The organism is Paenibacillus cymbidii, from assembly GCF_004764705.1.
GTDB lineage: Bacteria > Bacillota > Bacilli > Paenibacillales > NBRC-103111 > Paenibacillus_AN > Paenibacillus_AN cymbidii.
This window is the reverse complement of sequence record NZ_SHLX01000051.1, coordinates 1-24,320: the sequence shown is the minus strand read 5'-3', so window position 1 is coordinate 24,320 and position 24,320 is coordinate 1. Positions and strand designations below refer to the sequence as shown.

The 24,320-nt window shown below is 57.4% G+C and carries 23 protein-coding genes; 17 read left to right on the top strand and 6 right to left on the bottom strand.

Annotation, left to right across the window (positions count from 1 at the left end):
* Positions 1–15 precede the first annotated feature (15 nt).
* A complete protein-coding gene (locus EXY20_RS36865) occupies positions 16–1,014 on the top strand; it encodes a cation diffusion facilitator family transporter (protein WP_135557440.1) in 999 nt (332 codons plus the stop codon).
* A 1-nt stretch (position 1,015) separates the two neighbouring features.
* Here EXY20_RS36865 and EXY20_RS36860 read toward each other — a convergent pair whose 3' ends face one another.
* Positions 1,016–1,840, bottom strand: coding sequence for a helix-turn-helix transcriptional regulator (locus EXY20_RS36860; RefSeq protein WP_135557439.1), 825 nt, complete (start codon positions 1,838–1,840; stop codon positions 1,016–1,018).
* Between the two features lie 134 nt (positions 1,841–1,974).
* Between EXY20_RS36860 and EXY20_RS36855 the strand changes: the two genes are divergently transcribed.
* From EXY20_RS36855 to EXY20_RS36830, 6 genes are all read left to right on the top strand, one after another.
* On the top strand, positions 1,975–2,274 hold the full coding sequence (locus tag EXY20_RS36855) for a hypothetical protein (RefSeq protein ID WP_135557438.1): 300 nt from the start codon (positions 1,975–1,977) through the stop codon (positions 2,272–2,274).
* Positions 2,267–3,079: a phytanoyl-CoA dioxygenase family protein gene (locus tag EXY20_RS36850; RefSeq protein WP_167859781.1), complete on the top strand. Its 813-nt coding sequence runs from the start codon at positions 2,267–2,269 to the stop codon at positions 3,077–3,079. The genes EXY20_RS36855 and EXY20_RS36850 overlap by 8 nt, the downstream gene beginning before the upstream one ends.
* Before the next feature lie 32 nt (positions 3,080–3,111).
* The gene (locus EXY20_RS36845) at positions 3,112–4,077 is read left to right on the top strand and encodes an MBL fold metallo-hydrolase (RefSeq protein WP_135557436.1); all 966 of its coding nucleotides are present in this window, start codon (positions 3,112–3,114) and stop codon (positions 4,075–4,077) included.
* A 642-nt stretch (positions 4,078–4,719) separates the two neighbouring features.
* Positions 4,720–5,631: a helix-turn-helix domain-containing protein gene (locus EXY20_RS36840; protein WP_167859780.1), complete on the top strand. Its 912-nt coding sequence runs from the start codon at positions 4,720–4,722 to the stop codon at positions 5,629–5,631.
* Between the two features lie 110 nt (positions 5,632–5,741).
* Entirely contained in the window at positions 5,742–7,097 is a 1,356-nt protein-coding gene (locus EXY20_RS36835) for a DUF455 family protein (protein ID WP_135557434.1), read from the top strand.
* Between the two features lie 104 nt (positions 7,098–7,201).
* A complete protein-coding gene (locus EXY20_RS36830) occupies positions 7,202–8,878 on the top strand; it encodes a hypothetical protein (protein WP_135557433.1) in 1,677 nt (558 codons plus the stop codon).
* Between the two features lie 272 nt (positions 8,879–9,150).
* Here EXY20_RS36830 and EXY20_RS36825 read toward each other — a convergent pair whose 3' ends face one another.
* Positions 9,151–10,044, bottom strand: a complete 894-nt coding sequence (locus tag EXY20_RS36825; protein WP_135557462.1) for a LysR family transcriptional regulator — start codon at positions 10,042–10,044, stop codon at positions 9,151–9,153.
* Positions 10,045–10,263: 219 nt separating this feature from the next.
* Between EXY20_RS36825 and EXY20_RS36820 the strand changes: the two genes are divergently transcribed.
* From EXY20_RS36820 to EXY20_RS36810, 3 genes are all read left to right on the top strand, one after another.
* Positions 10,264–11,310, top strand: a complete 1,047-nt coding sequence (locus tag EXY20_RS36820; RefSeq protein WP_135557432.1) for a YeiH family protein — start codon at positions 10,264–10,266, stop codon at positions 11,308–11,310.
* A 99-nt stretch (positions 11,311–11,409) separates the two neighbouring features.
* The gene (locus EXY20_RS36815) at positions 11,410–12,420 is read left to right on the top strand and encodes a hypothetical protein (protein WP_135557431.1); all 1,011 of its coding nucleotides are present in this window, start codon (positions 11,410–11,412) and stop codon (positions 12,418–12,420) included.
* 74 nt (positions 12,421–12,494) lie between these two features.
* Entirely contained in the window at positions 12,495–12,737 is a 243-nt protein-coding gene (locus tag EXY20_RS36810) for an NHLP leader peptide family RiPP precursor (RefSeq protein ID WP_135557430.1), read from the top strand.
* Here the strand turns inward: EXY20_RS36810 and EXY20_RS36805 are convergent.
* Both EXY20_RS36805 and EXY20_RS36800 read right to left on the bottom strand, forming a co-directional pair.
* Positions 12,722–14,593 carry a sensor histidine kinase gene (locus EXY20_RS36805; protein ID WP_167859779.1) on the bottom strand — a complete coding sequence of 624 codons (1,872 nt, stop codon included), beginning with the start codon at positions 14,591–14,593 and terminating at the stop codon, positions 12,722–12,724. The genes EXY20_RS36810 and EXY20_RS36805 overlap by 16 nt on opposite strands.
* 169 nt (positions 14,594–14,762) lie before the next feature.
* Positions 14,763–16,112: a sensor histidine kinase gene (locus tag EXY20_RS36800; RefSeq protein ID WP_135557428.1), complete on the bottom strand. Its 1,350-nt coding sequence runs from the start codon at positions 16,110–16,112 to the stop codon at positions 14,763–14,765.
* Here EXY20_RS36800 and EXY20_RS39385 point away from each other — a divergent pair.
* Positions 16,111–16,470, top strand: a complete 360-nt coding sequence (locus EXY20_RS39385; protein WP_167859778.1) for a hypothetical protein — start codon at positions 16,111–16,113, stop codon at positions 16,468–16,470. The genes EXY20_RS36800 and EXY20_RS39385 overlap by 2 nt on opposite strands.
* Before the next feature lie 92 nt (positions 16,471–16,562).
* Here EXY20_RS39385 and EXY20_RS36795 read toward each other — a convergent pair whose 3' ends face one another.
* Positions 16,563–17,198, bottom strand: a complete 636-nt coding sequence (locus EXY20_RS36795; RefSeq protein ID WP_135557427.1) for a response regulator transcription factor — start codon at positions 17,196–17,198, stop codon at positions 16,563–16,565.
* 212 nt (positions 17,199–17,410) lie between these two features.
* On the opposite strand from EXY20_RS36795, the gene EXY20_RS36790 reads away from it, so the two are divergent.
* From EXY20_RS36790 to EXY20_RS36770, 5 genes are all read left to right on the top strand, one after another.
* Positions 17,411–17,902 carry an Rrf2 family transcriptional regulator gene (locus EXY20_RS36790; protein ID WP_135557426.1) on the top strand — a complete coding sequence of 164 codons (492 nt, stop codon included), beginning with the start codon at positions 17,411–17,413 and terminating at the stop codon, positions 17,900–17,902.
* 55 nt (positions 17,903–17,957) lie between these two features.
* Positions 17,958–18,881, top strand: a complete 924-nt coding sequence (locus tag EXY20_RS36785) for an NAD(P)/FAD-dependent oxidoreductase (protein ID WP_135557425.1) — start codon at positions 17,958–17,960, stop codon at positions 18,879–18,881.
* A 122-nt stretch (positions 18,882–19,003) separates the two neighbouring features.
* Entirely contained in the window at positions 19,004–20,266 is a 1,263-nt protein-coding gene (locus tag EXY20_RS36780) for a sulfurtransferase TusA family protein (RefSeq protein ID WP_135557424.1), read from the top strand.
* A 33-nt stretch (positions 20,267–20,299) separates the two neighbouring features.
* Positions 20,300–21,427 carry an acyl-CoA dehydrogenase family protein gene (locus EXY20_RS36775; protein WP_135557423.1) on the top strand — a complete coding sequence of 376 codons (1,128 nt, stop codon included), beginning with the start codon at positions 20,300–20,302 and terminating at the stop codon, positions 21,425–21,427.
* A 35-nt stretch (positions 21,428–21,462) separates the two neighbouring features.
* On the top strand, positions 21,463–22,287 hold the full coding sequence (locus tag EXY20_RS36770) for a phosphate/phosphite/phosphonate ABC transporter substrate-binding protein (RefSeq protein WP_135557422.1): 825 nt from the start codon (positions 21,463–21,465) through the stop codon (positions 22,285–22,287).
* Positions 22,288–22,329: 42 nt separating this feature from the next.
* Here the strand turns inward: EXY20_RS36770 and EXY20_RS36765 are convergent, their stop codons facing one another.
* The gene (locus tag EXY20_RS36765; protein ID WP_135557421.1) at positions 22,330–23,211 is read right to left on the bottom strand and encodes an AraC family transcriptional regulator; all 882 of its coding nucleotides are present in this window, start codon (positions 23,209–23,211) and stop codon (positions 22,330–22,332) included.
* A 164-nt stretch (positions 23,212–23,375) separates the two neighbouring features.
* Between EXY20_RS36765 and EXY20_RS36760 the strand changes: the two genes are divergently transcribed.
* Positions 23,376–24,080, top strand: coding sequence for a phytanoyl-CoA dioxygenase family protein (locus EXY20_RS36760; protein ID WP_135557420.1), 705 nt, complete (start codon positions 23,376–23,378; stop codon positions 24,078–24,080).
* Positions 24,081–24,320: the final 240 nt, after the last annotated feature.

The window sequence follows — 24,320 nt, the reverse complement described above, 5'->3', positions numbered from 1 at the left end:
ACCTGAGGAGGAACAATGGACCCCGAACCGGAACGAGAGAGCATCATCGATTTGATCAAAAAAGGCAATAAATCTTCTGCGCTGGCGATGATCGGCAACGCCTTCATTGCCGTCGCCAAAGGAGCGGGAGCCGCCATGAGCGGGAGCGGCGCGATGTTCGCGTCCGCGATGCACTCGCTTGCAGACAGCATCAACCAGGGCTTCGTGTTCGTCGGCAGCGTGCTGGCCGAAAAGCAGCCGACCCGCCGGTTTCCGACCGGATTCGGCCGGGTGATCAACATTTTCTGCATGGTTGCGGTCATCGTCGTCAGCATCATGGCCTATGAAACGGTGCGCGAAGGCTGGCATTTGCTTCACCATCCGGCCCAGGCGGGTCACGCGTTCTGGCTGAACATGGCGGCATTGATTTTCAACCTGGCCGTCGATGGCGCCATTCTGGTCAAAGCGATGAAAGAGATTGCAAAAGAAGCCCGCGTGCAAACGAAGGGTTGGGGCTTCATCCCCGCTTCCTTCAAACACGTCGGACGTTCGGCCCCGCCGACCCGGCTCGTGTTTTACGAGGACTTGGTCGCGGTTACCGGCGCCTTGCTGGCGATGATCGCCGTGTTGTTAACCTCGTTAATGGCTTTCGATGCACTTGACGGCGTCGTTACCATATTGATCGGTTTGCTGATGGTGGCGGTTGCGTTCCGGGTGGGCTACGACAACATGGTCGGTTTGATCGGCGTGGCGGCGCCGCGGGACGTCGCGGAGAAAGTGTCGATGATGATCCTTGCTGACAAAGACGTGACCGACATCAACAAGCTGCGTATTACGCAGGAAGGGCGCTATTACCATGTGGACGCGATGATCGAATTGCGCAAAGGCCTGACCTTGGCCGATGCCGACGACATCAAGTTCCGTGTGCAGGATAAATTGATGGCCGACCCGGACATTACGGACGTGGTGCTCGGCATCATCGAAGATAACGGCGTCCGGAACTGGACGCCGGAAGTATTGAACGAATACACGTAAGTTAGCGGATTCCCGCATGCGAACGGTAGTCGCTTGGGCTGTAGCCGGTGTAGCTTTTGAAGCTCTTCGAGAACGGATACAAGGAGCTGCCGACTCGTTCCGCAATTTCCGACACGGACAGGCCCGACTCGATCAACAGCTGCTTGGCCGTCTCCATTCGTTTGCGCTTCACGTATTGCATCGGCGTCAGCCCGAACAGCGACTTGAAATACGGAATGAAATAACCCGGATGAAAATGCAGCAATTTCGCCAAATCGTCCAATCGAATATCGTCCGCCAGATGCTCGTCCAGGTACGCCAGGACGAGCTTCGTTTTTTCCATGGCCGCCGAAGCTTTCCAGTTCAAACGCACTGTATCGTTATGCTCGATGAAATAACACAGCAGCTCCTGAAGCGCCAGCTTCGCCCGCAGCGCCGAAGTGATGCCGCTGCCGTTCGCGTGCTGCGTCAATTCGGCGAAACGGGAGGCGACCGCATCGAGATCGTGCGCCATCACGGCATCGTTCATCGTCAGCAGCTTGAACAGGTTCATTTCGCCGACGGTGGCAGTGAAGTGGCAATAGTATTTGTAGAAGGTCCGGTCATCGAGCGCAAGCACGGTCAGCTTCGTTGCGGCCGGCAGCACGACAAGATGACCGGCGGCAGGGTACAGCTCGCGGTCGCCGATGCGCAAATACGCCCCTTCGCCCAGAAAATAATAAAGCCGGTTGTAATCCGAAATAAAATTCGGATGCCGCCAATTGGAGGTGCAATAGTAATATTGCGCCGTTGTAATATCGATTTGCATATGGGCCAAATAACTGCCCGCCGCATCGCGCTGTGCCACCGTGTTTCCTCCGTCCGCTTCACAATCTGCTGAATTTCGGATAAATGCGCCTTAGCTTTATCCATCCCGCGATTTGCTTTTCTTTCTTACAATAGAGCCGAGAACAGACATTTTGCAAGCAGGAGGAACAAAAAATGTGCGTCCAATCCCATGCGCAGCGCCAGCAAATCCTGATTTTGTGCCTGGCCATGCCCGACCTGAAATCGAAAACGATCGCCTGGTCGCTCTACGATGCAACCAAACCGGAGGAAGAGCAGATGAACGCGGGGGACGAGTCGACGCCGCCGTACCATTCCGTATTCGCCGCCATGCGGGACGGATGGAACGTCATCCAGTTTGCGCCGCTGCCGCAGGTGATTCCCGGTCACGAGCACGACACCGGCCATTTGGCTTATGAATACATGTTGGAAAGGAAGGTGGCTGTCCATGGCTAACGGAGAAACGGTTGTGCTGCAGGAAGCGGCGCAAGAGCATTTGCTGGATGCCAAACAGATGGCGCGGTTCGTGACGGACGGCTACTTGACGTTCGACGAAATCGTTCCGCGGGAAATCAACGAAGCGGTGCTGGCGGAACAAATCGCCTTCGGTTCGGGTTCGGATTTCTGGAACCATTCGAAGCACATTCGCCGGATGGTCGAGTTGCCCGAAGTGCGCGGCATCATTCAAAGCCTGGTCGGCCGCAGCCCCGGATACGACCACTCGCACCAGCATATCGTCGGCCCGCACAATTACGCCGCGCAAGACTGGCATGCCGATTCGATCATCGATACGCGTCCGTACGGGTTTGATGTCCAGCTGTTTTATTTTACTCACGATGCGCCGACGGAGATGGGGCCGACGCTCATTTTGCCCGGCTCGCATCTGCGCAAGGTGAATACGTTCAGCATCGCCCGCTATAAAAACATCGTCGGCCAAAAGCAGCTCGCCTGCAAAGCCGGCACGCTTGCAGTGCTGCATCATGGCATGTGGCATTGCGCGCAGCCGAACCGCACGGATCGCACCCGCTACGTGTTCAAGCTGCGGCTTCGTCCCGGCCAGGAGCAGCGAGGTCTGTTCCGCACGGAAGGCAGCGATTCGCCGGAAGTGGCGCGCATCTTGAGCGGCGGCTACCAGCCGTGGCAGGGCAACGAAGCGCGGCTCGACCACGTGCAGCGCGCCAAGCTGTGGCGTTATGTAACGGGCGATGACAGCATCGACTTTTCTTTCGAAGGCGCGCTTACCCGCATGGGCATTTCATAAGCCGGGGTTTGCCGGCAAAAGGAGCGATTGCGATGGCTTCGCGTTTTCCCGCGCGCATCGAAACGATCGAATGCCCGTTTGCGGGCGCGCCGCTGTATTTGTACCTGATTCGCGGCGACACCGGCCGGATGGCGCTGATCGACTCCGGCATTGCCGACACGCCGTCGCGTTATGTGCTGCCTTATTTGGCCGGCAGGGGCCGGTCGGTGTCCGATCTGCATACGGTCATCGTCACCCATGCCCATCACGACCATTTCGGCGGCAACGGCGAATTGTTCCGGGCGAACCCGAACATCGCCTTTATGGCGCCCGCGGCCGAGATGGAGTGGGTGGAGGACGGCAGGCGCCATTTCAACGAAATGTATCGTTCGTTTCCGGGAGAATGGGAGCCGGACGACGCCTACGAGCAGACCGTGATCGCCTGGTGCGGCGAAGGAGTGCCGGTCGCCCGCGGGCTCAGCGGGGGCGATACCGCTATTCTCGACGATTCGGTGTCGCTGGCTGTGCATGATATCCCGGCCCACTCCAAAGGGCATCTGATGCTTGCCCTGGAGCAGGAGGGCGTCATCTTCGTCGGCGATGCGCTGCAAGGCGAAGGAACGAGGTTGAGCTCGGGAACCACCGTGTTTCCGTTGTATGACGATGTAGCGAATTATTTGCATTCGCTTGAGCTTGTTCGCCGCTCGAACGCCGAATGGGTCTGCACCGGCCATCACGGCGTGCTTGACCGGCAAGCGGCCGAAGCGCTGCTGTGCCAATCGGAGCGGCATGCGCTCCGCCACGGCGAATACGTGTTGCGGCAGCTGCAAGACGCGTCCGGCGCGCTTTCGCTGCGCGAGCTGGTCGGGCGGCTGCATGAGGCGCATTATCCCGAATACGAAAGCGCGTATCAACTGCACGCAACGACGTATGCGTTTTGCCGCCACCTGCAGCGGCAAGGCCAAGCGAAGCGTATCGCCGAAGGCGGCAGGCTGCTGTGGGCGGCTGCGGCGAATTGACCGTCGCGCGATGAGGTTTTCACAACAATCGGAGGTTGCCCTGAACGAGGCGGCCTCCGATTTTTTCAGCCTGTTATGCCGGCTGGATAACAAAATAGCCCATGAAAAATGGCTTATTTGACTGAATTGAGGTTCCTCGTCGGAAATAGCCTGTGAAAACATGGTTTATTTGCTCCGCCTGGCCCCAAATCAGGCCTTTTGGCCGAAATAGTCAGTGATTTCACTGGTTATTTTGGAGCAGATACCTGTTTTTGGTGAAATAAGCAATAAAACATGGCCTCTTTTTCAAGACGCTTGATCGGAATGGCACGAAAGTAAATTTGTTAGTTGGCGGAGGGGAGATTGTCGCGCTTTGAGCAACAGTGTCTGCTAGGCGAGGGAGTTGGTTTCGAGCTTTTCTTAATGCGCAGCGAAGGAGGCTTCGTTCTTTTTCCCAGTCGCCTCTTGGAAGATTTGTATGGTAATATGGGATCGACGCAGCTTCATTTTACGCGACCATATTCACCGGCATCCCCGGGAAGACCTTTCCCTGCTGGCGCTGAGCGGCTTGACCCGATTCACGCCTTCTCATTTTTACCGGCTGTTTAAACAGACCCGATGGCAATCGGTTTCATGTATGCACGTTCTAGAGGTGATAGGAAGATGGAGGAGCGGCTGCAGCAGCGGGTCGACGACGCGTTCAACCGGTCGTTGACCGAATTTCCCGTTTACTGCAAGACGAAGCAGGACACCGACAACATGCAGTTCATGCATGCGCATGACGGATACGAATTCCACTTTTCTTATTCGTCCGGCGGCACTTGTCTGGTGGAGGAGCAGGAATATGCGTTCCATCCCGGCAAAGTGACGATCATCCGTCCGCACACGTTTCACTTCATCCGACCGGCGCGCGTGGATGCGTACAAACGCGTCATTTTGTCGGTGGAGGAGGCGTATCTGGCTGCGCTTATCCGGCAGGAGCCGGAGCTGGCGGCCCTGTTCGGCGGCTGGTTTCGCGCGGACGGCGACGGTGCCGAAGATGATCGCCAGCCTGCCGCGCTCATGCAATTGGCCTTTCGCAGCCGGGAGGACGCGGCGGCGATGGAGTTTATTTTGCAGCAGATCGAAAAGGAACTGGGTTTGCGCAAAGCCAATTACGAGCTGATGGTCAAGTCGGCGCTGATTGGGCTGCTGGTTGCGCTCGGCAGGCAAAATGACGAGGCGGAGGCCGTTCCTTCGCTGCCCGAGACGCATCGCGAAGCGATGGAGCAAGCGGCCGCTCATATTACCGCCTATTGCGGCGAAAATTTGTCGGTTGCGGAATTGGCGCGGCGGTTTCACCTGTCCGTGTCGTATTTCAACAAGCTGTTCAAGCTGCATTCCGGCTGCACGCCGCATCAATTCCAGACGCTGCAGCGGATCAATGCGGCGAAGGAGCTGCTCGGCGAAGGGACGTTGCCGATTACGGAAATTTCGCTGCGGCTCGGCTACGGCGAACTGGCCACGTTCAGCCGAACGTTCCGCTCCGTCGCCGGCGTGTCGCCGAGCGCTTACCGGGCCGGCCAACGCCCCTGAACAATTGAATCGTTTTCCCCAACATTTGAAGTGAAACGAACAAGCGCGGACGTCGCTTCGCAAGCTATGCTAGTGCCATGGCATGCAAAAAGCGACCGAGGTGAAGGCATATGGCGTCGAAGCAAGACGAGCCGATTATGGTGGATGCGAACGATTTTGGATTTCTCGACAACGAGCTGGATACGAAAGGAAACTGGTTGCGGCCGCTCGATACGGCCAAGCTGCTCAAAGGGTTGTTCTGGATCGAGTTCGAGCTGTCGCGCATGGCGATGGGCTGGATGTCCGCGGCCGACGATTGGGACGTCAAAGGCGAACTGGTGCGATTGGCGTACTTGCACACGGAACATATGAAGCAGCTGCAGGAACGCATCGAGGAGCTGCCGGGCGGAGGACTGAACGAGAAAGCGTGGACGCCGCAGGCGGTGCAGGAAACGTTCCTGAGGCTCGCGATGGCGCCGTCGTTTGCGTCGTTTGCGGCTTCGTACCGGCTTGCCGTCGGCAAGCTGTACGACCGGTATGCGTCGCTTCGCGAAACGCTCGACCCGATTCTCGAAGCGCCTACGCTCGACAAGCTGAATTACGTCTGGATGCATCGCGAGCAGATGACGGCCTGGGGATCGCCGCATGCCCGTTATGCGCATGCCGAAGACGCGGCCGAGCAGGATCTGTTGGGCGAATGGGGCCGTTACATCAAGCGGTTGTGGCACGTGGCCTTCGAGCAGGCGGATGCCAGGCCGGAAGAATGGCCGGAGCATCCGGCTTCGCAACCCGCCGGCCCCGTGCCGGAGCAGCCGGGACACGATCCGCGCTACCCGCACGTCGATTTGACCCGGTACAAAAGCGCGATGTTCGATCCGAAATCGCCGACGCACAACAGCGTCAAGCATATGATCTTCATCAATGCCAGCGAAATGTCCGCCGCCGAAAGCCTGACGTATCTGTACTACGGCGTGCAGCGGATGCCGCTTGAGTTCTACTATGACATCGCCCGCCATACGTGGGACGAAGTGCGCCACAGCCAGATGGGCGTTCGCCGCTTGCGGCAGATGGGCTATCGTACCGAGGATTTCTCCTGGCAGCCGTCCAAAGGCTTGACGCCGGACCAACTGGCGACGACGTTTCCCGAATTTTACGCCAGCCTGACGATGGTTATGGAGCCGTGCTCCTTCATCAAGAAGCGCAAGTCGATCGACGCGTTCAAGCGGCACGGGGACATGCTTTCTTCGCTCCAGTCGGAATACGACATCGCGGACGAGCGGCTGCACATCGGCTTCGGCAAAAAGTGGGGCGCCAAGCTGTTCGAGCACATCAACGATTTTGTTTCGGCAGGCGTCGTGGCGGAGAAGGCCAAACGGATGCATTTGCAAAAAATGGGCTACGCGCAGGAGGAAATCGACCGGGTGCTGGGCAGCTTCCCCGAATTTTGCGGCTTTGCGACGATGGATTTGACGTACGACAAGTACTGACGTCAAAATAACGCTCATAATGTAAAAATCGTGCCGTACGAAACCGTTTGCGCAGCCAGTATACTATTCCTATGCATGCAGCAGGAGAGGGGAATGGGAACGGAATGAAGACAATGCCGCACGATACGCTCCAGTCTGTCGTTCACCTGCAGGAGACGAGCTTGCGGGACTATTTGGCCAAACGGGAAACGGAATTGCGCGAGGGAATCGCTCCGGCTCCGCTCGGTCTCGGTTCGCTCGCGCTGATGGTGCCGCTGTTTTGTCAGCCGCAATCGGTGTATTACGAAAGCGCCGCGTTGACGCCGCTGCTGGACGAGGGGGTAGCCGGGCTGCTTGCGACACAGCTTGCAAGCGGTTGCATCTCGCTGGTCAACTGCAACATCGATTCGCCGCCAGACACGGCGTTTACTTCGCACCTGGTTGCCTTGTTGTACCAGGTTGCCGAACGATCGGAGCTGGCTTCGATTCAAGCGGTCCAAGCGGGCTTGCGCACGTTCCTCGAACGCGCGCGGCCGTGCTTGTTGACCGGCGGCATCCATACGCCGAACCATCGCTGGGTTATGTCGGGCGCTCTGGCCAAATGTTATGAAATTTTCGGCGACGAAGCGTACAAACGGCGGGCGTTTCAATTTCTCGACGAAGGCTTCGATCTGACCGACGACGGGGAATGGACGGAGCGCAGCAACGCGATCTACAACGGCGCTTGCGCCATTCACCTCTACGACGTGGGCATCGCGTTCGGTTATGAGCCTGCATTGGATGCCGTTCGCAAAAACCTGACGATGATGCAGTACATGCTGCATCCGGGCGATACGGTGGCGACCGAATATTCCGGCCGACAGGATCTGGGCCAGACGCTTCCGATGAACGATTGGTATTACGTGAGTTATCATCTGATGGCTTCCCTGGACCGCAATCCGCTGTTTGTGTCGATGGCGCAAATAACGGAGCAAACGTCGCCCAAAGGATCCAGCGTGCTGATCCACTGGATGCTGTATCCGGATGCGATGCCGCTGCCCGCCGAAGTGGAGCCGCTGCCGGACCGCTATACCGCCATGCTCGGGGAACATCACGAGGCTGTTGTCCCCAAGACGGTTCCTTATCTCGGCGCGCTGGCGAAACATCCGCACGGCGCAACGGTTGTGCGCCATCGCAGCGGCAAGCTGAGCGTCACCTTGATGGCCGCCCAGCATCATGCGATGTACTTGCAATACGGCAAAGCCCGGATGTTCGGCTTCAAATTGGCCGCCGGCTGGTTCGGTGTGGCCGGCGTTGCGTTCCCGACGATTCGGCGGCTTTCCGAGCAGTCGTTTGCGATGGACATCGCCTTGGAGGGCTGCTATTTTAACCCGCTGCCAAAAGACGCGGTTGCCGCGTACAACGGCCGGTATGTCGATTTTCCGAACCGGGAGCGCGAGAAGACCCATGTGCAGCACTTGCCGCTGCGGGTTACGTTTACTTTGCTGGAGGATGGCGTCGATGTTCGTCTGGAATCGCAGGCGATCCCCAACATCTATTTGCAAACGATCTGTGTGTTTGATCCCGAAGGCGAGTTGACCGGCGACGGGCTTGACGAGCGTTGTGCCTATCACAGCCAGCTCAAGAGCGGGGATGCGACGTATTCGTATGAAGGGGACACGATCCGGATCTCGTCCGGCGCTCATGAGCACCACGATCCGACAATGCGCAACGATGTGTTGAATCGCGATTTGCAGACCATGACGATGAACTACGTGACGCCAACCGATGTAACGATTCGGTTCCGCGTTTCGGAGCAATAGCACCAAAAACAGAGGCGACCGCATCATGCCGGGTCAGGTAACCAGAATAGCCAATGAAAAATGGCTTATTTGCCCGATTTGTTCCGCCTCGTCGTAAATAGCCAGTGAAAACACTGGTTATTTGGGCCAAACTGACGCAATCCAGGCAGATTGACTCGAATAGCCAGCGAAAACACTGGCTATTTTGTGGCGACTGCCCATTTTTAGTGAAATAGGCAATAAAAAATGGCCTATTTGGCGCTGCACCCTGCTGCAGCCCTCCGCTTAGCCCGTCAAAACGACGGGAACCCCCGTTTTTCCCGCAATTGCGCAATGAACAACGTCGCCGCTTTCGTATGAAACGGGTCGGCATGAGCAACAAGCGAAAAGCGGCGGATAATCGGGAATCCTTCCACATGCAATCGCTGCAGTGTGCCGAGTTTCAACTCCTTGCGCACCGTCCAGTGCGACAGCAGCGTGACGCCGAGACCCGCTTCGACCGCCTCCTTGATAAGTTGCGTGCTCCCGAACTCCATCACGGATTCCGGACGGCCGCCATGGCGGGCGAACATCAGCTCCGCGGCTTCTCGCGTGCCGGATCCCGATTCGCGCACAATCCAGGGTTCCTTCCACAGCTCCCGTATGGCAACGGCGTCATCCACCCGGTGGCGATAAGCGGCCGCCGCCATAATATACAGGCTGTCCTCGGCAATCGTTTCGACGGTTATTTTCTCCTGGCTGACCCCGCCTTCCACAACCCCGACATCAAGCTCGCGAGCGGCGACCCGCGCGGCGATTTCGGCGGTATTGCCGATGGTGATCGCCGGCTTGATAAGCGGATAACGAGCCTGAAGATCCGCGACGACATGGGGCAAAATATACTCGCCGAACGTATAGCTGGCGCCGATCGCCAATTCGCCGCCGGCCGAATGGGTCAAATCGTCGAGCGCCGCCTGCATGTGCCCGTACAGCGCGCGAATTTCCTTGGCATGGCGGTAAACGATCCGGCCCGCTTTACTCAGCCGGACTTGTTTGTTGTTTCGCTCCAGCAACTTTGCTCCCAAAGAAAGCTCCAACGCCCGAATATGCTGGCTCACCGCGGGCTGGGTCATATGCAGCGCCTCCCCCGCGCGGGTGAAGCTCAATTTATCGGCAACGGTCATAAAGACATGCAGCATCGGTTCCAACCCGATCCCTCTTTCCGCCAGTAGTTTGGCATTAAAGCGGCCGTTCATCCTCGGAAGCCGCCACAGCCTCGACAGCGTTTTCTAATCATAAGCAATCACTAATGATATTCATTCTAATGATTTATTTTACTTATTTCAACAACGGCAGTAAGCTGAGGGCAACAACATGAGCGAATCGGCGGCGATCCGCTCGATTCCCGGTACTGGAGATGAACGATCATGCACCCAAACCACCATCGCAGCAATATCCGCCCAAGGGGAGTTGGCAAAAGCGTTGCCGATCGCGACGCTGTACGCAAGTTGACCGGCATCCTGTTTACCGGCGTCATCGCGTTGCTCGGATATGGCGTCTCCGCGTTGCCCGGCTTGAACCGGCTGGCGCCGCTTGCTTGCGCCATCTTGCTTGCCGCCGTTTACCGGCAGCTCTTCGGATACCCGGAGCCGCTCCGCGAAGGCATTCAATTCGCCGCACGCAAGCTCCTGCGGTTCGGCATCGTCCTGTTCGGCCTGAAGCTGAACATCGATGTTGTGCTGCATCAAGGTTTGGGGCTGCTCGTCCGCGACGCAGGTACGATCGTGGCGGCGATCGGGCTCACGCTCGTGCTGGCCAAATGGCTGAAAGCCGACGCTTCGCTTTCGCTGCTGCTCGGCATCGGCACCGGCGTATGCGGCGCGGCGGCGATCGCCGCTGTTTCGCCGATTCTGCGTGCGCGCGACGAGGATACCGCGGCCGGAGCCGGCATGATCGCCTTGCTCGGCACAGGATTTGCCGTCGGCTACACGCTGCTTCGCCCCTGGCTGCCGATCGACAACGCGGCATACGGGCTGTGGTCCGGCGTCAGCTTGCACGAAATCGCGCACGTTGCGCTCGCCGCCGCGCCGGCCGGGCAAGACGCGCTGGCCGTCGGGCTGCTGGCCAAGCTGGGCCGGGTGTTTCTGCTGCTGCCGCTCAGCTTGCTGCTGCTCGTTGTCATGAAGCGGAAAGGGAAAACGGCGGGGGAGAGGAGAGTGGAAATGCCGTGGTTTCTCGCCGGCTTTCTGGTCATGAGCTTGCTCGGCAGCTACGTATTGGGCAGCCGTATCGTACTGCCCGAATCGTGGATGAACGGTTTTTCGGCGCTGGCTTCGTTTCTGTTGACGATGGCCATGGTCGGCCTCGGCCTGTGCGTTGACTTTCGTCTGCTGCGCGCGAAGGCGCTGCGCCCCTTCGCCGTACTGACAGTCGTTTCCATCCTGCTTTCGGTAGGGACCTATGGCGCGTTGTGAGCAGCAGGGAAAAACAGCATCCCTTTTAATGGCACGTTTTCCTTGCTATGATGAGAATGGAATGGATCAGGGGAGACGGAAAGAGGGGGGCGGTCCACAATGGAGAAGCCGGATACGCAGGTTATGCAGGAGATGCAGGCCAATAACGATTTGCCGGCCGATGGCCTGGAGCTTTACCGGGATGAAATCGATCGCGTTTTCGCCGAGGCGCTGCGGGAGATCCAGGAGCTGCCTGAACCGATGCGTGCCGTCGGACATACATTGCTGTCGCGCAGCCATCCGCATCGGAACGGCGGCGGAACGAATGCTGTTTGCTTCTTGCTGCCGTATTGGCTGCGGGAAACGTCGGGAGTACCGATCGAACTTTGCCGGGATATGGCGGTCGGCAACCTGTATGCGATGCTTCATTATTTTGTGCTGGACGATGCGATGGACGCAGGTACGGACCGGATGCCCGCAGGCTTGCGGCGATCGCTGGCGCTGGGGCAGCTGCTGTCCGGGTTGTTCCGGCAGCGGTACGCCAAACATTTTCCCCAGGATTCGGCACTCTGGTCATACGAACGCAGCTACACGGAGCAATGGGCGATTGCCGTAAACCGCGAAGCGGCGGAACCGGTCGATCCGCACGACTTCGCGCAATTGGCGGGCAAGGCGGCCCCGGTCAAGCTGTGCGTTGCCGGGCAGCTGATCTGGTCGGGGCAGCTGGAACGCATTCCCGATTGGGAGCTGGCGACGGAGCTGGCGCTTGCCGCGCTGCAGCTGTCCGACGATCGGGCGGACTGGCGCGAGGACCTCGCCGAACCGAACCGCAACGCCTTGCTGACGCTGGTGCGCGACGAACTCGCCTTATCCGCGGGCGAACCGCTGGACGAACGAACCGTCAAGCGGGCCATCTTCCGTCACGGGGTCCTCGACCGGCTGGCCGCCATCGCTGCGGAATACCTCGACCGGCTGCAGCGCCTGCCGAACGTTCCGCACGGGTTGACCGCTTTCCAACGCACGATCGTGCAAACACTGCACAAGGATGCACAACAGACCAGGGAAACAATACATAATTTCGCAAAAAACGGTGCATTTTCGCAAATTTTGATGAAATCCGATAAAAGTTAACAAATTAGGCACAACGTCATGGTATGATAGACATGTAGTTCATACATACCATTTTCCGAAAGGTTGTGTGTCCCGTGTCCGCAGAAACGTTAAAGGTTCAGATCATCCAGAAAGCTTGGGCAGATCCCGCATTCAAGCAGCAATTGCTGCAAGACCCGAAAGCCGCGATCTCGCAAGCGTTCGGCATCGAACTGCCGGAGGCAATCGAACTGAATGTCGTCGAGGAAACGCCAACCAGCTACGTGCTCGTCATTCCGCCGAATCCGGAAGACGTAACCGTTCCGGACGGCAGTATTCCGAACTACGTTTGGGCTTGATTGTGTCGAACCAGAGGGAATCGGGCGATCGCTTCGGTTCCTTTTCCTTTTTCACTGCGGAATTCAAGCGTTCCATTCATCACTTCAATGATGCGGAACGTCACCATCAAGCCGAGCCCGGTGCCCTTCGTTTTGGTCGAGTAGTAGGGCTCCCCGAGCTTGGCGATTTGATCGTAATCCATCCCCTCGCCGTTGTCCGAAATACGGATGACCGCCGTGTCGTTGTCGGCGTAAACGCTCCATTCGATCGTTCCGTTCTCACGCGATGCTTCAATGCTGTTTTTGATAATGTTCATAAAAGCTTGTTTGAATTTGGACGGATTTCCCCGCACATACAGGTTCTCCATCTTCAGTACCGAAATATTGGCCCCCTGATAAGCCGCCATCGGACTGATGATCGTATGAATATGAGTCATTTCCTGGCAGATGTCGATCGTGACGATCGTGTCCATTTCGGGCTTGGCAAACGTCAGGAAGTCGGTAATGATCGTGGAAGCTCTGTCCAGTTCGTTGACCGCGATATTGAAATAGGACTGGGAAGCTTCGTCCGACTTGCCGGCCATGAGCTGCAGAAACCCTCTTGTCACTTGCAGCGGATTACGCACCTCATGGGCGATGGAGGCGGCAAGGTCGCTGACGAACTTCATTTTTTCCGCGCGTTGCACTTGATGGTTGTACAACTCCAGCTCCTTGGCATAAGACGACAGCTTCCGGTAATCCGCCGAAATGCGCCGCGCCAGTGTGATGACAAGCGAACCGATCAACAGGACAACGCCGATTTTCCACAGAAAGGGAACTTTCGTTGCCTTGTTGACGTAGAGCAGCATCAAATCGGCTACCCCGGAACCGGCCAGGGCAAGGAAGCCGGCAGCCAGAATCATGCTGTTCCTGTTGCCCCGGGTCGCCTGAACGACCGATACGATCAACACCATGAGCAGGTGGACGAGAATGAACGGAGCCAGCAGCCAGTATGTAAACAACCTGTAGAAGAAAAAGAACGAATCGCCGATCAACTGATTCAAGACCAGAATCAAGAGGCAGAACGCGGCGTAACCTGCGAACCAGCGGCCAAACCGCTTGAAGAACACAAGCTTGCCGCGGAAGATCGACGCCACATAGAAGTGGAGCGACGGGAACAGCACGAGCATCGAAGCGTCGAACAGAAAGAGCAGCAAATTCCCGTATTTCGCAAAAATGATGTACATCAACGTGGAGTACGTCGTAATCAGTATGCTGATCGTCAAGGCGATCAGGCTGAGCGCAATCCAGGGACCGCGCTGCTGGGCGTTCAGGTAACCGGAAATGAGCAGCATCAGCAGCCCGAGAAAAGCGATGGCGGCGCCGAGCAGCAGGCTCGGCACTTCCTCGCGCATATACGATTCCGACAGCGTATGCAAGTCCCCGACCCGCACGATGCCGCTCAGTCCCGCGCGATCGATTGAACGGATGTGAATATACAGATCGCTCGGCGTCGAACGGGACGCGAGGGAGACCAGGAGCATATTCCGGTCGAAGTCGAAGTCCCTCGTCGAGCGGTAGATCAGTCGGTCATCTTCGTAAACGCCGATGTCGAGGCCGTACATATAATTGATCAGCAATCCCGGCGTAAGCCAATTCTGGGTCGGCGGAACGGTAATCCGCACCCAGGCTCCGTTGTATCCGCTTGGGAGTGACGTAACCGGCTTGCCGACCTCCACGGCGAACCAGTCGTCGGTAAACGCCGGCGGTTGATCCGGACTTGTTCCTTCATTGATCCATTGCATCCGCCATTGGTTGATCTGCACTTCATCGGACCTGGGCTTGGCAAACCCGAGCTGCGGGCAGGCGGCCGCAAGGACAATCAAGGAGACAACCAATAAGAAAACCGCCCTGAAGCGGAATGAAATCATCCCTTCACCCCATGAAATTGGCTGTTGTAGATATCCAATTCGACATGATTTGTCATAGTCCTGTTCAAAAATGTGCAGAATTTTGTAATTTCGTGTCTTTTTGAAGGACTTGGCGACTATAAAGCGGGAAGCAATTTCAGGCGCCTGACGCCGACGTTGGGTGAATCGGAAACTCGAGCGTCACACAGGTGCCTTTGCCGATTTGGCTGGCGACGTACAGTTTGCCGTTGTGGGCGTCCATCACTTTTTTGACATAATACATGCCGAGCCCGAAGTTTCGCCCGGATTTGGCTTTGGTGGAGTAGAACGGTTCCGCGATCATGGCGAGCTGCTCCGGATTCATTCCTTTGCCTGAATCGGCAATGGACAAGGCGAGCCGCGATTTTTTGCGCTGCAGCCCGATCTCGATCGTGCCGGCGTCGTCCATCGCTTCGAGCGCATTGTCGATGATGTTCGTCAAACATTCGACGACGAGCGCTTTATCGATCGGGACCGACACCGGCGACGAAGGGAGCAGGAACACAATTTCCGTATGGGAGCTGAGCGGGGCCGTAACCTCTTTCGCCACCGTCAGCAAGTCGTGAGGCACCAGCGAGAGCATGATTTTGTTCCGCGTCATATAGGAAAGCTTGTCCATCATGCCAATCAGATGCTCGTTCGTTGCGAGCAAATAGTCGAGCTGTCTGGAGGCGTCGTCGTAATTTTGGCGGTTCAGGCTTTGCCGAATGTTGAGCGCGTTCAGCTTGATTTTGCCGGCGGCGTTTTTGATCGCATGCTGCATCATTTTAGTGCCGACATGAATTTTCCCGATGACAGTCTTGCGATTGACGTTCAGGAACGCGTTTTGCAGGTACAGGACAATGACCAGAGAGATGCTGAACAGGAGCAGGAAGGAGACGGCAATCAACAGATTCGATTGAAAATTTAAAATCCAGCCGTCGCTTTGATACAAAATCAAGGCGGTTTCGGGCGCCAAAAAAATGGCGGCTGTCGCCAGATGGCGGGGGATCTGGGCGCGCTGCTTCTCCTTGATCAAGACGTAGAACAGGAGCAAATAAGAACAAATCGCATACGGAATTCCCCATGCCAAAATAAACGGGTAATTTACCGTCAGCACGAGGCCGATTTTTTTGTTCCAGATGGAAATCCATACCGGAATGGGCAGGATCGTATTGAAATATTTGTTCGAGAAACCGGCATAATGCAGGAAGAACAGGAGAATGGACCAGTAGGGGACGGAATGAATCGTGCTGTTCAGCTTGTCGGAGACCCAGATGAACTTCTCCAGCCAGAACATCGACATCCCGTGCTGCCGGAAAAAGGGGATCGCGTAATGTTCAAACGCCACTTGAAGCCCGCTTAGTCCGGCGAACAACAAGGTGATCGCTCCCCAGAACACGAGGTTGCTGCGGCGATGCTTGACGAGCAAATAGACGCTTGTTGGCACCATGGTGCAAAACACAAGCAAAAAGATGGCATCGCTCATGGGTGTGTTTCCCTCCGCAGCAGTCCGGCGCCTTGAAGCACGGATCGTTTCCGATGCGGGCCCGTCTTTCTTGTTTTACCATGAAAGAGCCGCAAAAGGCAACCTGCCAGTGCCGGATCGCCGGGATCGCTCGGCAAACAAAAATGGCCGCCCGGTCCCACAATGCCGTGGTCCGGACAGCCAGAAGACGAAAGCCCGATGGAGGCGTATTTTACAGCTGTCTGCGCTTGAAACGAAATATTTTGTACCAGATCCGATTCTCTTCATCTTTAAAAATGCTGATTCCGATCAATTTAAGCGGCGTCCATATTTCTTTATAGTAGTAGTATGGCATGTCGATCGCATCACGCTCCGGTAGGGCTAAAGTTCCTTGTCGTTTGCCCTGATAGGTATATCCTACCGCCTGAGACTCGAGTTCGGCTAGTGGACAATATTTTGTCTACCGGCACTTCATTTTTTTTCGATCAGGCCCCACTTCAGGCATTTGTCGGCCAACTCCTTGCTTGATCCGGACCAATCGAACTTCTCCAGCAGTCTGCCGACCTGCTTCTTCACGGCAGCCAAGCTGACGTTGTTCAGGAGCGAAATTTCCTGCTGGGTTCGTCCCTGCGCTATGTGCCGCAACAGCTCGACATCGCCCGCGGTAAGCAGATCTTTTTTCCTGTCGAATACAAGCTTGCGCAAGCGGCTCCCGTACTTGGACGTTTCGTTCTCTACCGATTCGACGATGACTCGGGGCAACTGTTCGAAATCGTTCTTGTAAACGAAGTCGTACGCACCGCCCAGGAACGCTTCGTAGAACAGCTCATCGTCATTGTCGATCGAGCTGAGGATGATGACTTGGACCGCGGGATGCTCGCCTGCAATGTCCAGGGCGGCATCCAGCCCGTTGCCGGACTGTTCGCCAAGCATAATGTCCATCAGGACGACGTCGATTGCAACGCGTTGCAGCGCAGCCCGGCATTCCTTGCGGCTGGCGACGCAGCATACGAAGTCGATCCGCGGATGATCGCCCAGGTAATCGGCAATGCCGCGCTGCCATTCGATATCGTCTTCCACCAGCATGACTTTGATTTTGTCGATCACGATCACCTCCGACTACTTTCCATCATAAAGCAACCGCACCGGAATACAAAGCGGAATCTGCTTCTGCAAATAGCGTGCATATCGTTGCGCAAGGCGGCTTCGTTTCTTCGAAACGCAGGGATCCCGGCTTGCCATTGCAAAGCGGCGGCGAATCGTTTAATATGGATACTACAGATCCGCAATATGTCCATTAAGGAGCGGGGGAGAGGCGTTTGCAATTTTCCAAAAGCACCGATTACGCCCTGCACGCTTTGCTTCACTTGGGCCTTGCGGAGCGTCGCAACAATGTCGGCATCAAGGAATTGGCCGCAACGCTCGGCGTATCCGAAAGTTATTTGTCCAAAATCATGTCCAAGCTGCGCCAGGATGGCATCGTCCGCGCCATGCCCGGGGTAAACGGCGGCTACGAGCTTGCGCGGCCGGCCGAACAAATTACGTTTCTCGATGTGATTCAGGCGATTGAAGGCAGACAAACGATGTTCGTATGCTCGAATACGGAGTCGCAGCAGCACCACATGCTGACCGAACCGGCGAAGGAGCAACACGAGCGGCAACGGCCTAGACGGGGCAACGGCGAATGTTTGATCGAAAAGGTGATGTTCGGCGCGGAGCGGCAATTGCATCGCTACTTGCAGGAACATACGATTCAGACGGTGCTCGACGAGGCAACCCAACGCTGCAGCCAGGAAGGAAACAAGAAGTGAACCGCTTCTTGCGCTTTAAATGTGGATATTATAGATCTGTGGAGGTGCTTGAGAAATGACAACAACCATTCGGTCATTCGATGTGGCGATTATCGGCGGCGGCCCGGCGGGGTTAAACGCCGCGCTTGTGCTCGGCAGGGCGAGAAAGCGGGTTGCGGTAATCGACGAAGGCCGTCCCCGCAATGCGGTAACGCACGAAACGCACGGGTTTCTTACTCGCGACGGCGTAAGCCCTTCCGAGTTTCGGCGACTGGCGCATGAGGAGCTCGGCGCGTATCCGGCGGTGACGATTGTTGCGGACGCCGCAGCAACGATTGCGGGTTCCGACGGCCATTTTCAAATCACGACCGTACAAGGCGGCACAATCGCCTGCAAAAAGCTGCTGTTCGCCGTCGGCATGAAAGATCGGCCGCTGTCGATTCCGGGACTGGCGGAGGTGTACGGGAGCAGCGCCTTCGTATGCCCGTATTGCGATGGCTGGGAACTGCGGGACGAGCCGCTGGTGATTATCAACAAAGGCGCGGAATTGGCGCATTTTGCGCCGATTATTTCCGGGTGGACGTCCCGGTTCGCCATTTGCACGAACGGTCCCGACGGGTTGACGGATGCCTATCGCGACGAACTCCGGCGCCACCGGGTGCCGCTGCACGAATCGCCGATCCGCTCGATCGACTCCGACAACGGCATCGTGCGGCAAGTGGTGCTCGAAGACGGGACGGCGATTCCGTGCCGGGGCATCTTTTTCAAGCCGGATCTTGCGCTCGGGTCGGGCTTGCCGCAAGCGCTCGGATGCCGCATCGCTGAAACCGGAACGGTTGAGGTCGACGAGCTCGGGAAAACGAGCGTCCCGGGCGTTTACAGCGCCGGAGACGCGGCATCGCGCATGCACCAGGCCATTGCCGCCGCCGCGAAAGGCTCCGTTGCCGCCGCGGCCATCAACAACGAGCTGAATCTGGAGGCCTGGCAGTCGAAACCTTGATCTCCCCGGTCGAATGTGCCGCACTGTCGTGATATAATCGTTCTGGGCATTTTCGATTCGTGTCCCCGATTTGATTGGAAACGGAGAGAGCGGCGATTAACAACAAGCCTACGGAAGACCAAGTGGACGTGCACGGCCTGACGCCAGCGAGGCAGCTCGATGTCGGCGACATTCCGGTCGGACCGGACCTGTTCCTGCTGGTGAAAAATGCGCTGCAGCGCATGAAGCAGGGGCAGTTGCTCGAGGTCATCGGCTCCGGCAGCCATATCAAACACGATCTGCAGAGCTGGTGCCGGTTGAACCGGCATACGTTCGTGATGGCGCTGGATGGGGGAGACCATTACCGCTTCCTGATCCGGAACAATCCCGTCAAGGAGCTCGAACAGCCCGACTGGGGCATCAAGCTGCCGCTGCGCAAGGACGGCCGGCTGGACATCCGCGACTGGTTCGAGGGAAGGGTCGGCGAACTGCGCGAGCAGGCGCCGGCCTATGTCGGCTTCGTGCCGCGCGGCGCGGTCGCCGAGCCGGGCGTGCCCGACTTCGGCTTCGGTCTTAACCGCAAGGACGACGTCTGGTCCGGCAATTTGCTGGATCTGTACGAACAAGCCAAAGAGAAACAGTGGAACGCCTCGACCGACATCGCCTGGAACGAACTGCCGGCGCTGCCCGAGGAGATGGAATGGGCCGTTTGCCAAATCATGACGTTTCTTGCGGAGAACGAATATTCGGCTCTGTACATCCCCGCCAAGTTCATGGCGCAGATCAGCCCGCACTATATTGAAGCGCTGATGTATTTGTCCACGCTGATCCAGGACGAGTCGCGCCACATCGAGGCGTTCACGAAGCGGGCGCTGGCGGGGGGAGGCGGACTGCAATATTCCTCCGCGCTGACCGAACGGTCGCTGCACAGCTTGTTCATCCAGGAGGACTACTTCAAATCGTCCTTTCTTCTGCATGTGCTGGGGGAAGGAACTTTCCTCGATTTGCTGACGTTCATCGAAGAGCATGCCCCGGACCCGGTCACCCGTCAAATCGTCGCCCTGGCCAAAATCGACGAGGGCCGTCATGTCGCCTACGGCATCGGCCATGTCCGCCACATCATCGAATGCCATTCCGGCATGGTTCAAGCGCTTGTCGACGCGGCGAACGAACGCAACGAATATTTGGACGCGGCCGGCGCGGGGGAAAACTCGCATCTGATGGAAGCGCTGGCGATCTTGGCCGGCGGCGGCCGCAAGCCGGAGCAGCTTAAGCGCGGCTTTGCCCTTGTGCGCAAGCTGAAGGTCGTCATGCACGAGCACCGCATGCAGCGGCTGCTGCAGATCGGGCTGGAGCGGGATACCGCCGAAACGATTTCCCGCACGCATACCCCGAATTTTATGTGATTGGCCCCATTCGTACATAGAGGAGGATTTTTCATGTCCGTTATTTTGGAACTGACTCGTCAAATTACAGCCGAGGTAATCGCCCCGGCGGCCGCAGCCGTCGATGCCGAACGCCGCTACCCCAAGGAATCGATGCAGGCGCTCGGCAAGGCGGGGCTGTTTGGCCTGCTGGTGCCGAAGGAGTTGGGCGGGCTTGGCGGCAATCTGGCGGATTTGTCCGCGGTTACCGAAACGATCGCCGCCGCTTGCGGTTCGACTGCGATGTGTTTTCTCATGCATAACTGCGCGACGGCGGTCGTAGCCGCCAAAGCAACGCCCGAGCAGCAGGAGCGGTACTTGCGGCCGATCGCCCGCGGCGAGAAGCTGGGGACGCTGGCGTTCAGCGAAACCGGCACCGGCGCTCACTTCTATGCGCCGGAGATCAAGGCCGAGCCGGAAGCCGGCCAGTTCGTGCTGAACGGCAAGAAGAGCTTCGTGACGAACGGCGACGAGGCGGATTTTGTCATCGTCATTGCCAATGCGTCGTCTCCCGGGCTTGGGACCGACATGTTCATTGTCGACACCGATGCGCCCGGGCTTCGTTTCGATGGCGTATGGGACGGCATCGGCCTGAGCGGCAACAACAGTATCGCGTTGTTCCTTGAGCGGGTCAAGGTGTCCGCGGGGCAACTGGTTGGCGCGGAAGGCGACGGCATGGGTCTCGTGTTCCAGGTCGTTGCGCCTACGTTCATTCTCGGCGTGGCCGGCGTCAATGCCGGGATCGCCCGCGGCGCGTACGAAACGGCGCTGCGCCACGCTCAGACCCGCAAGTATGCGGACGGTCGCGGCCTGGCGGAGCTGCAGGCGATCCAGTTCTACTTGTCCGACATGTTCGGCGGCGTCGAGTCGGCCTCGTTGTTCGTCAGCAACGCGGCGGCAAAGGCGGTGCGCGGCGACGCAGACGCCATTCTGCACGTGATGCAGTCCAAGGTGCAGGCATCCGAGCAGGCGATCCGGGTGACCAATATTGCCATGCAAGTGTGCGGCGGCCAAGGTTATACGAAGGCGCTGCCGACGGAACGGTATTTGCGCGACGCCCGTGCCGGCGCGGTTATGGCTCCGACGACGGAAGTGCTCAAGGAATGGATCGGCAAGTCGGTTGCCGGCGTGCCGTTGTTTTAATTTGAAGCCCACTGAGGAGAGGAGAATGACTTGTTATGCCGACGAACAGAAAGGTGCTCATGATCGGAGCGGTCGCCTACGATCCGAAAGTCATCCCGATTTGGGACATCATCCGCGACTACTACCGCAGCCATGATTTTCCGCTCGACTATGTGCTGTTCTCCAATTACGAAGCGCAAGTCGAATCGCTGCTGAACGGGTTTATCGACATTGCCTGGAACACCAATATCGCTTATGTACGCATCCAGCGGCTGCTGGAGGGCAAAGCCAAAGTGCTGGCCATGCGCGACACGGACATCGGCTTCACGTCGAAAATTATCGCCCGCACGGACAAAGGCATCGAAACGCTTGCCGATCTCAAGGGGAAACGGCTCGCCCTCGGCAGCGCGGATTCCGGCCAGGCCGCCATTCTGCCGTATCACTACGTGAAGGCGAGCGGCGTCGATCCGGAAACCGACCTGACGCTGCTGCGATACAATCTCGACGTAGGCAAACACGGCGATACCGGCACGAGCGAGTTGGAGGTCGTCCGCGCGCTGAAGACGGGCGAAGCGGATGCCGGGGCGATCGGCGAGTCGACGTGGATTCGACTGCTCGAGCAGGGGCAAGTGAATACGGACGACATTCGGGCCACCTGGACTTCGCCGGGATACAGCCACTGCAACTTCACCGCCATGCCCGACTTCGACGAAGACAAGGCGCGGCGGTTTGCGGACCTGCTGTTCGCGATGGATCCGACCGTACCGGATATTCGCAGGATGATGGAGATGGAAGGCTTAAACGAATGGGTGCGCGCCGAAGGCGCCGGGCTCGACGGCTACCGGGTGCTGTTCGAAGCGCTCGAAGACCAGAAGCTTTAAGCAGCGATAGGGGCTGTTTCCCCAATAAGGCAATTGACGGTGTTAACGATAGGTCGCGTCGTTGATTTGCTCGCGGTATTCGCGCGGCGTAACGTCCATTTGCCGTTTGAACAAGGTGGAGAAGTAGGAAGTGCTGAATCGGCCAATCTGATAGGCGATCCGGTTGATCGGCAGATCGGTCGAAGTCAGCAGCAAACAAGCCTCCTTCATTCGGCGCGCCGTCACGTAGTCCGAGATGGTGGAGCCGGTGCTTTCTTTGAACAGGTGGGAGAGGTGGTAAGTGGTGAGATGAAGCTCCGCGGCCAGCCGTTCCAGGTCGAACGGCTCGCGGAAATGCCGCTCCACCCATTCCATCGCCGCTTCGATATGGCCCAATTTGCGGCCGGAAGCGGGCGGCAGCGTGCCCGGGGCTTGCTGCATATACACTTTGCGGAACGAGGAAAACAACTCAAGCAGAAACAAAATGTAATTTTCCAGCAGGTTCGGTTCGGTTTCGGTTTGCAGGCTTTTGGCAAATTGGCCGTACAGCTCATTGAAGCGCTCCGCGAATGCTCCCAGCTCGAACGTCTGGACGGGCAGCTGTTCTTTCCAAATATGATGGTAAAACTGCTCGAGCTGCGGAAACGGTTTTATATATCGATCCAGCAAATGTGGATCAAATACGGTCATACTGCGTACATACGTGACGGAAGATGCTTGCATGCGGACGCGGTGGAGCTGAAACGGCTGAAAGACGACCAAGGTGCCGGCACACAGCGGAATCAGCTGTTGATTAAGGATGAGCTGTCCCACCCCTTCTTGAATGAGCAGCAGCTCCAGCCCCTGATGGGCGTGGAAAAAGTCCAGGTCGACCGCTTCCGATTTGGCCCGGTAATGAAATTCGAACGAGCGCCCTCCGAAGTTCAGCATGGCGATTCTTTTCATATGCCCTCCCGGAAACCGCAATATAGAGCAAGTTTATCACAACCAAACAAAAACCAAAACCGCTAGTATGGTGGAGAAGATCGGCACAACCGAAAGCGGTTGGCAAGCCGTTGCCGGCAGCAAACGCCGGTTGGAACAGTTGAAACCATGCAGGAGGGCGCACAATGGACAAGGTCTCGCAGTTTGTCGTTACGGAAACGATGGTGGAACAATTTTATCGCGAAGGTTATTTTTATGCCCGCCAATTTCTGACGCAGGAAGCGGTCGACGCCATCAACGCGGAATATGTGAGCTATGCCAATGAACGCGGCGACGGCAAGTGGAAAAGCCAAGGCATCACCGACATCGCGAAGGAACAGGCGAATTATCCGCAAACCACGCAATTTTTGACGGATCCGACAGTCGTGCGCGTATTCGAATCGGTGCTGGGCGGACAAGTCAAGCTGTGGCTCGGCATGTATGCGGTAGTTGCGCCTCACGGCAAAGGATTGGAATGGCACCAGGACAACCAGTACACCCACATTTTGGGCCACATGCTGAACGGATTCATTGCCCTTGATCATATTTCCCAGGAAAATGCCGGCTTGTGGATCGCACCCGGTTCTCACTTGAACGGCAGACAGCCGGATATCGGCGGCGAGGACGGACACCGCCGCGCGGCGGAACCGGCGAACGGTATCCCTTGCGACCCGATGGCGCCGGGCGACGCCGTTTTCTTCCATCGCGAGACGCTGCATCACAGCAAACAGAATCATACCGACAACCCGCGTCGGGCGTACGCGTTTCAAGTGGCTTCGGCCAGCTGCCGCTACGCCAAAACGGGCAAATTGCTGGAAGATCGCGTGTTGTTGTCCGGTTACGGTCAATAGGCAATCATAGGAAGCTTGAGGGAACACAGAAGCTCGCGGAACTCGCGGGCTTTTTTGCATGGCTACCAAAATAGCCCATGAAAAATGGCCTATTTGCCCCCTATCGCCCGGCCCGCCGATGACGTACAATAGTGTGTGTAACCAAGATTTGGAGCCTAGCCAGGCAACAAAAAAGTAGGGTATTCTCGGGATGGTCAAAGTCACCAAGAAAGGAACCCTACTCGATGACTACTATAGCGG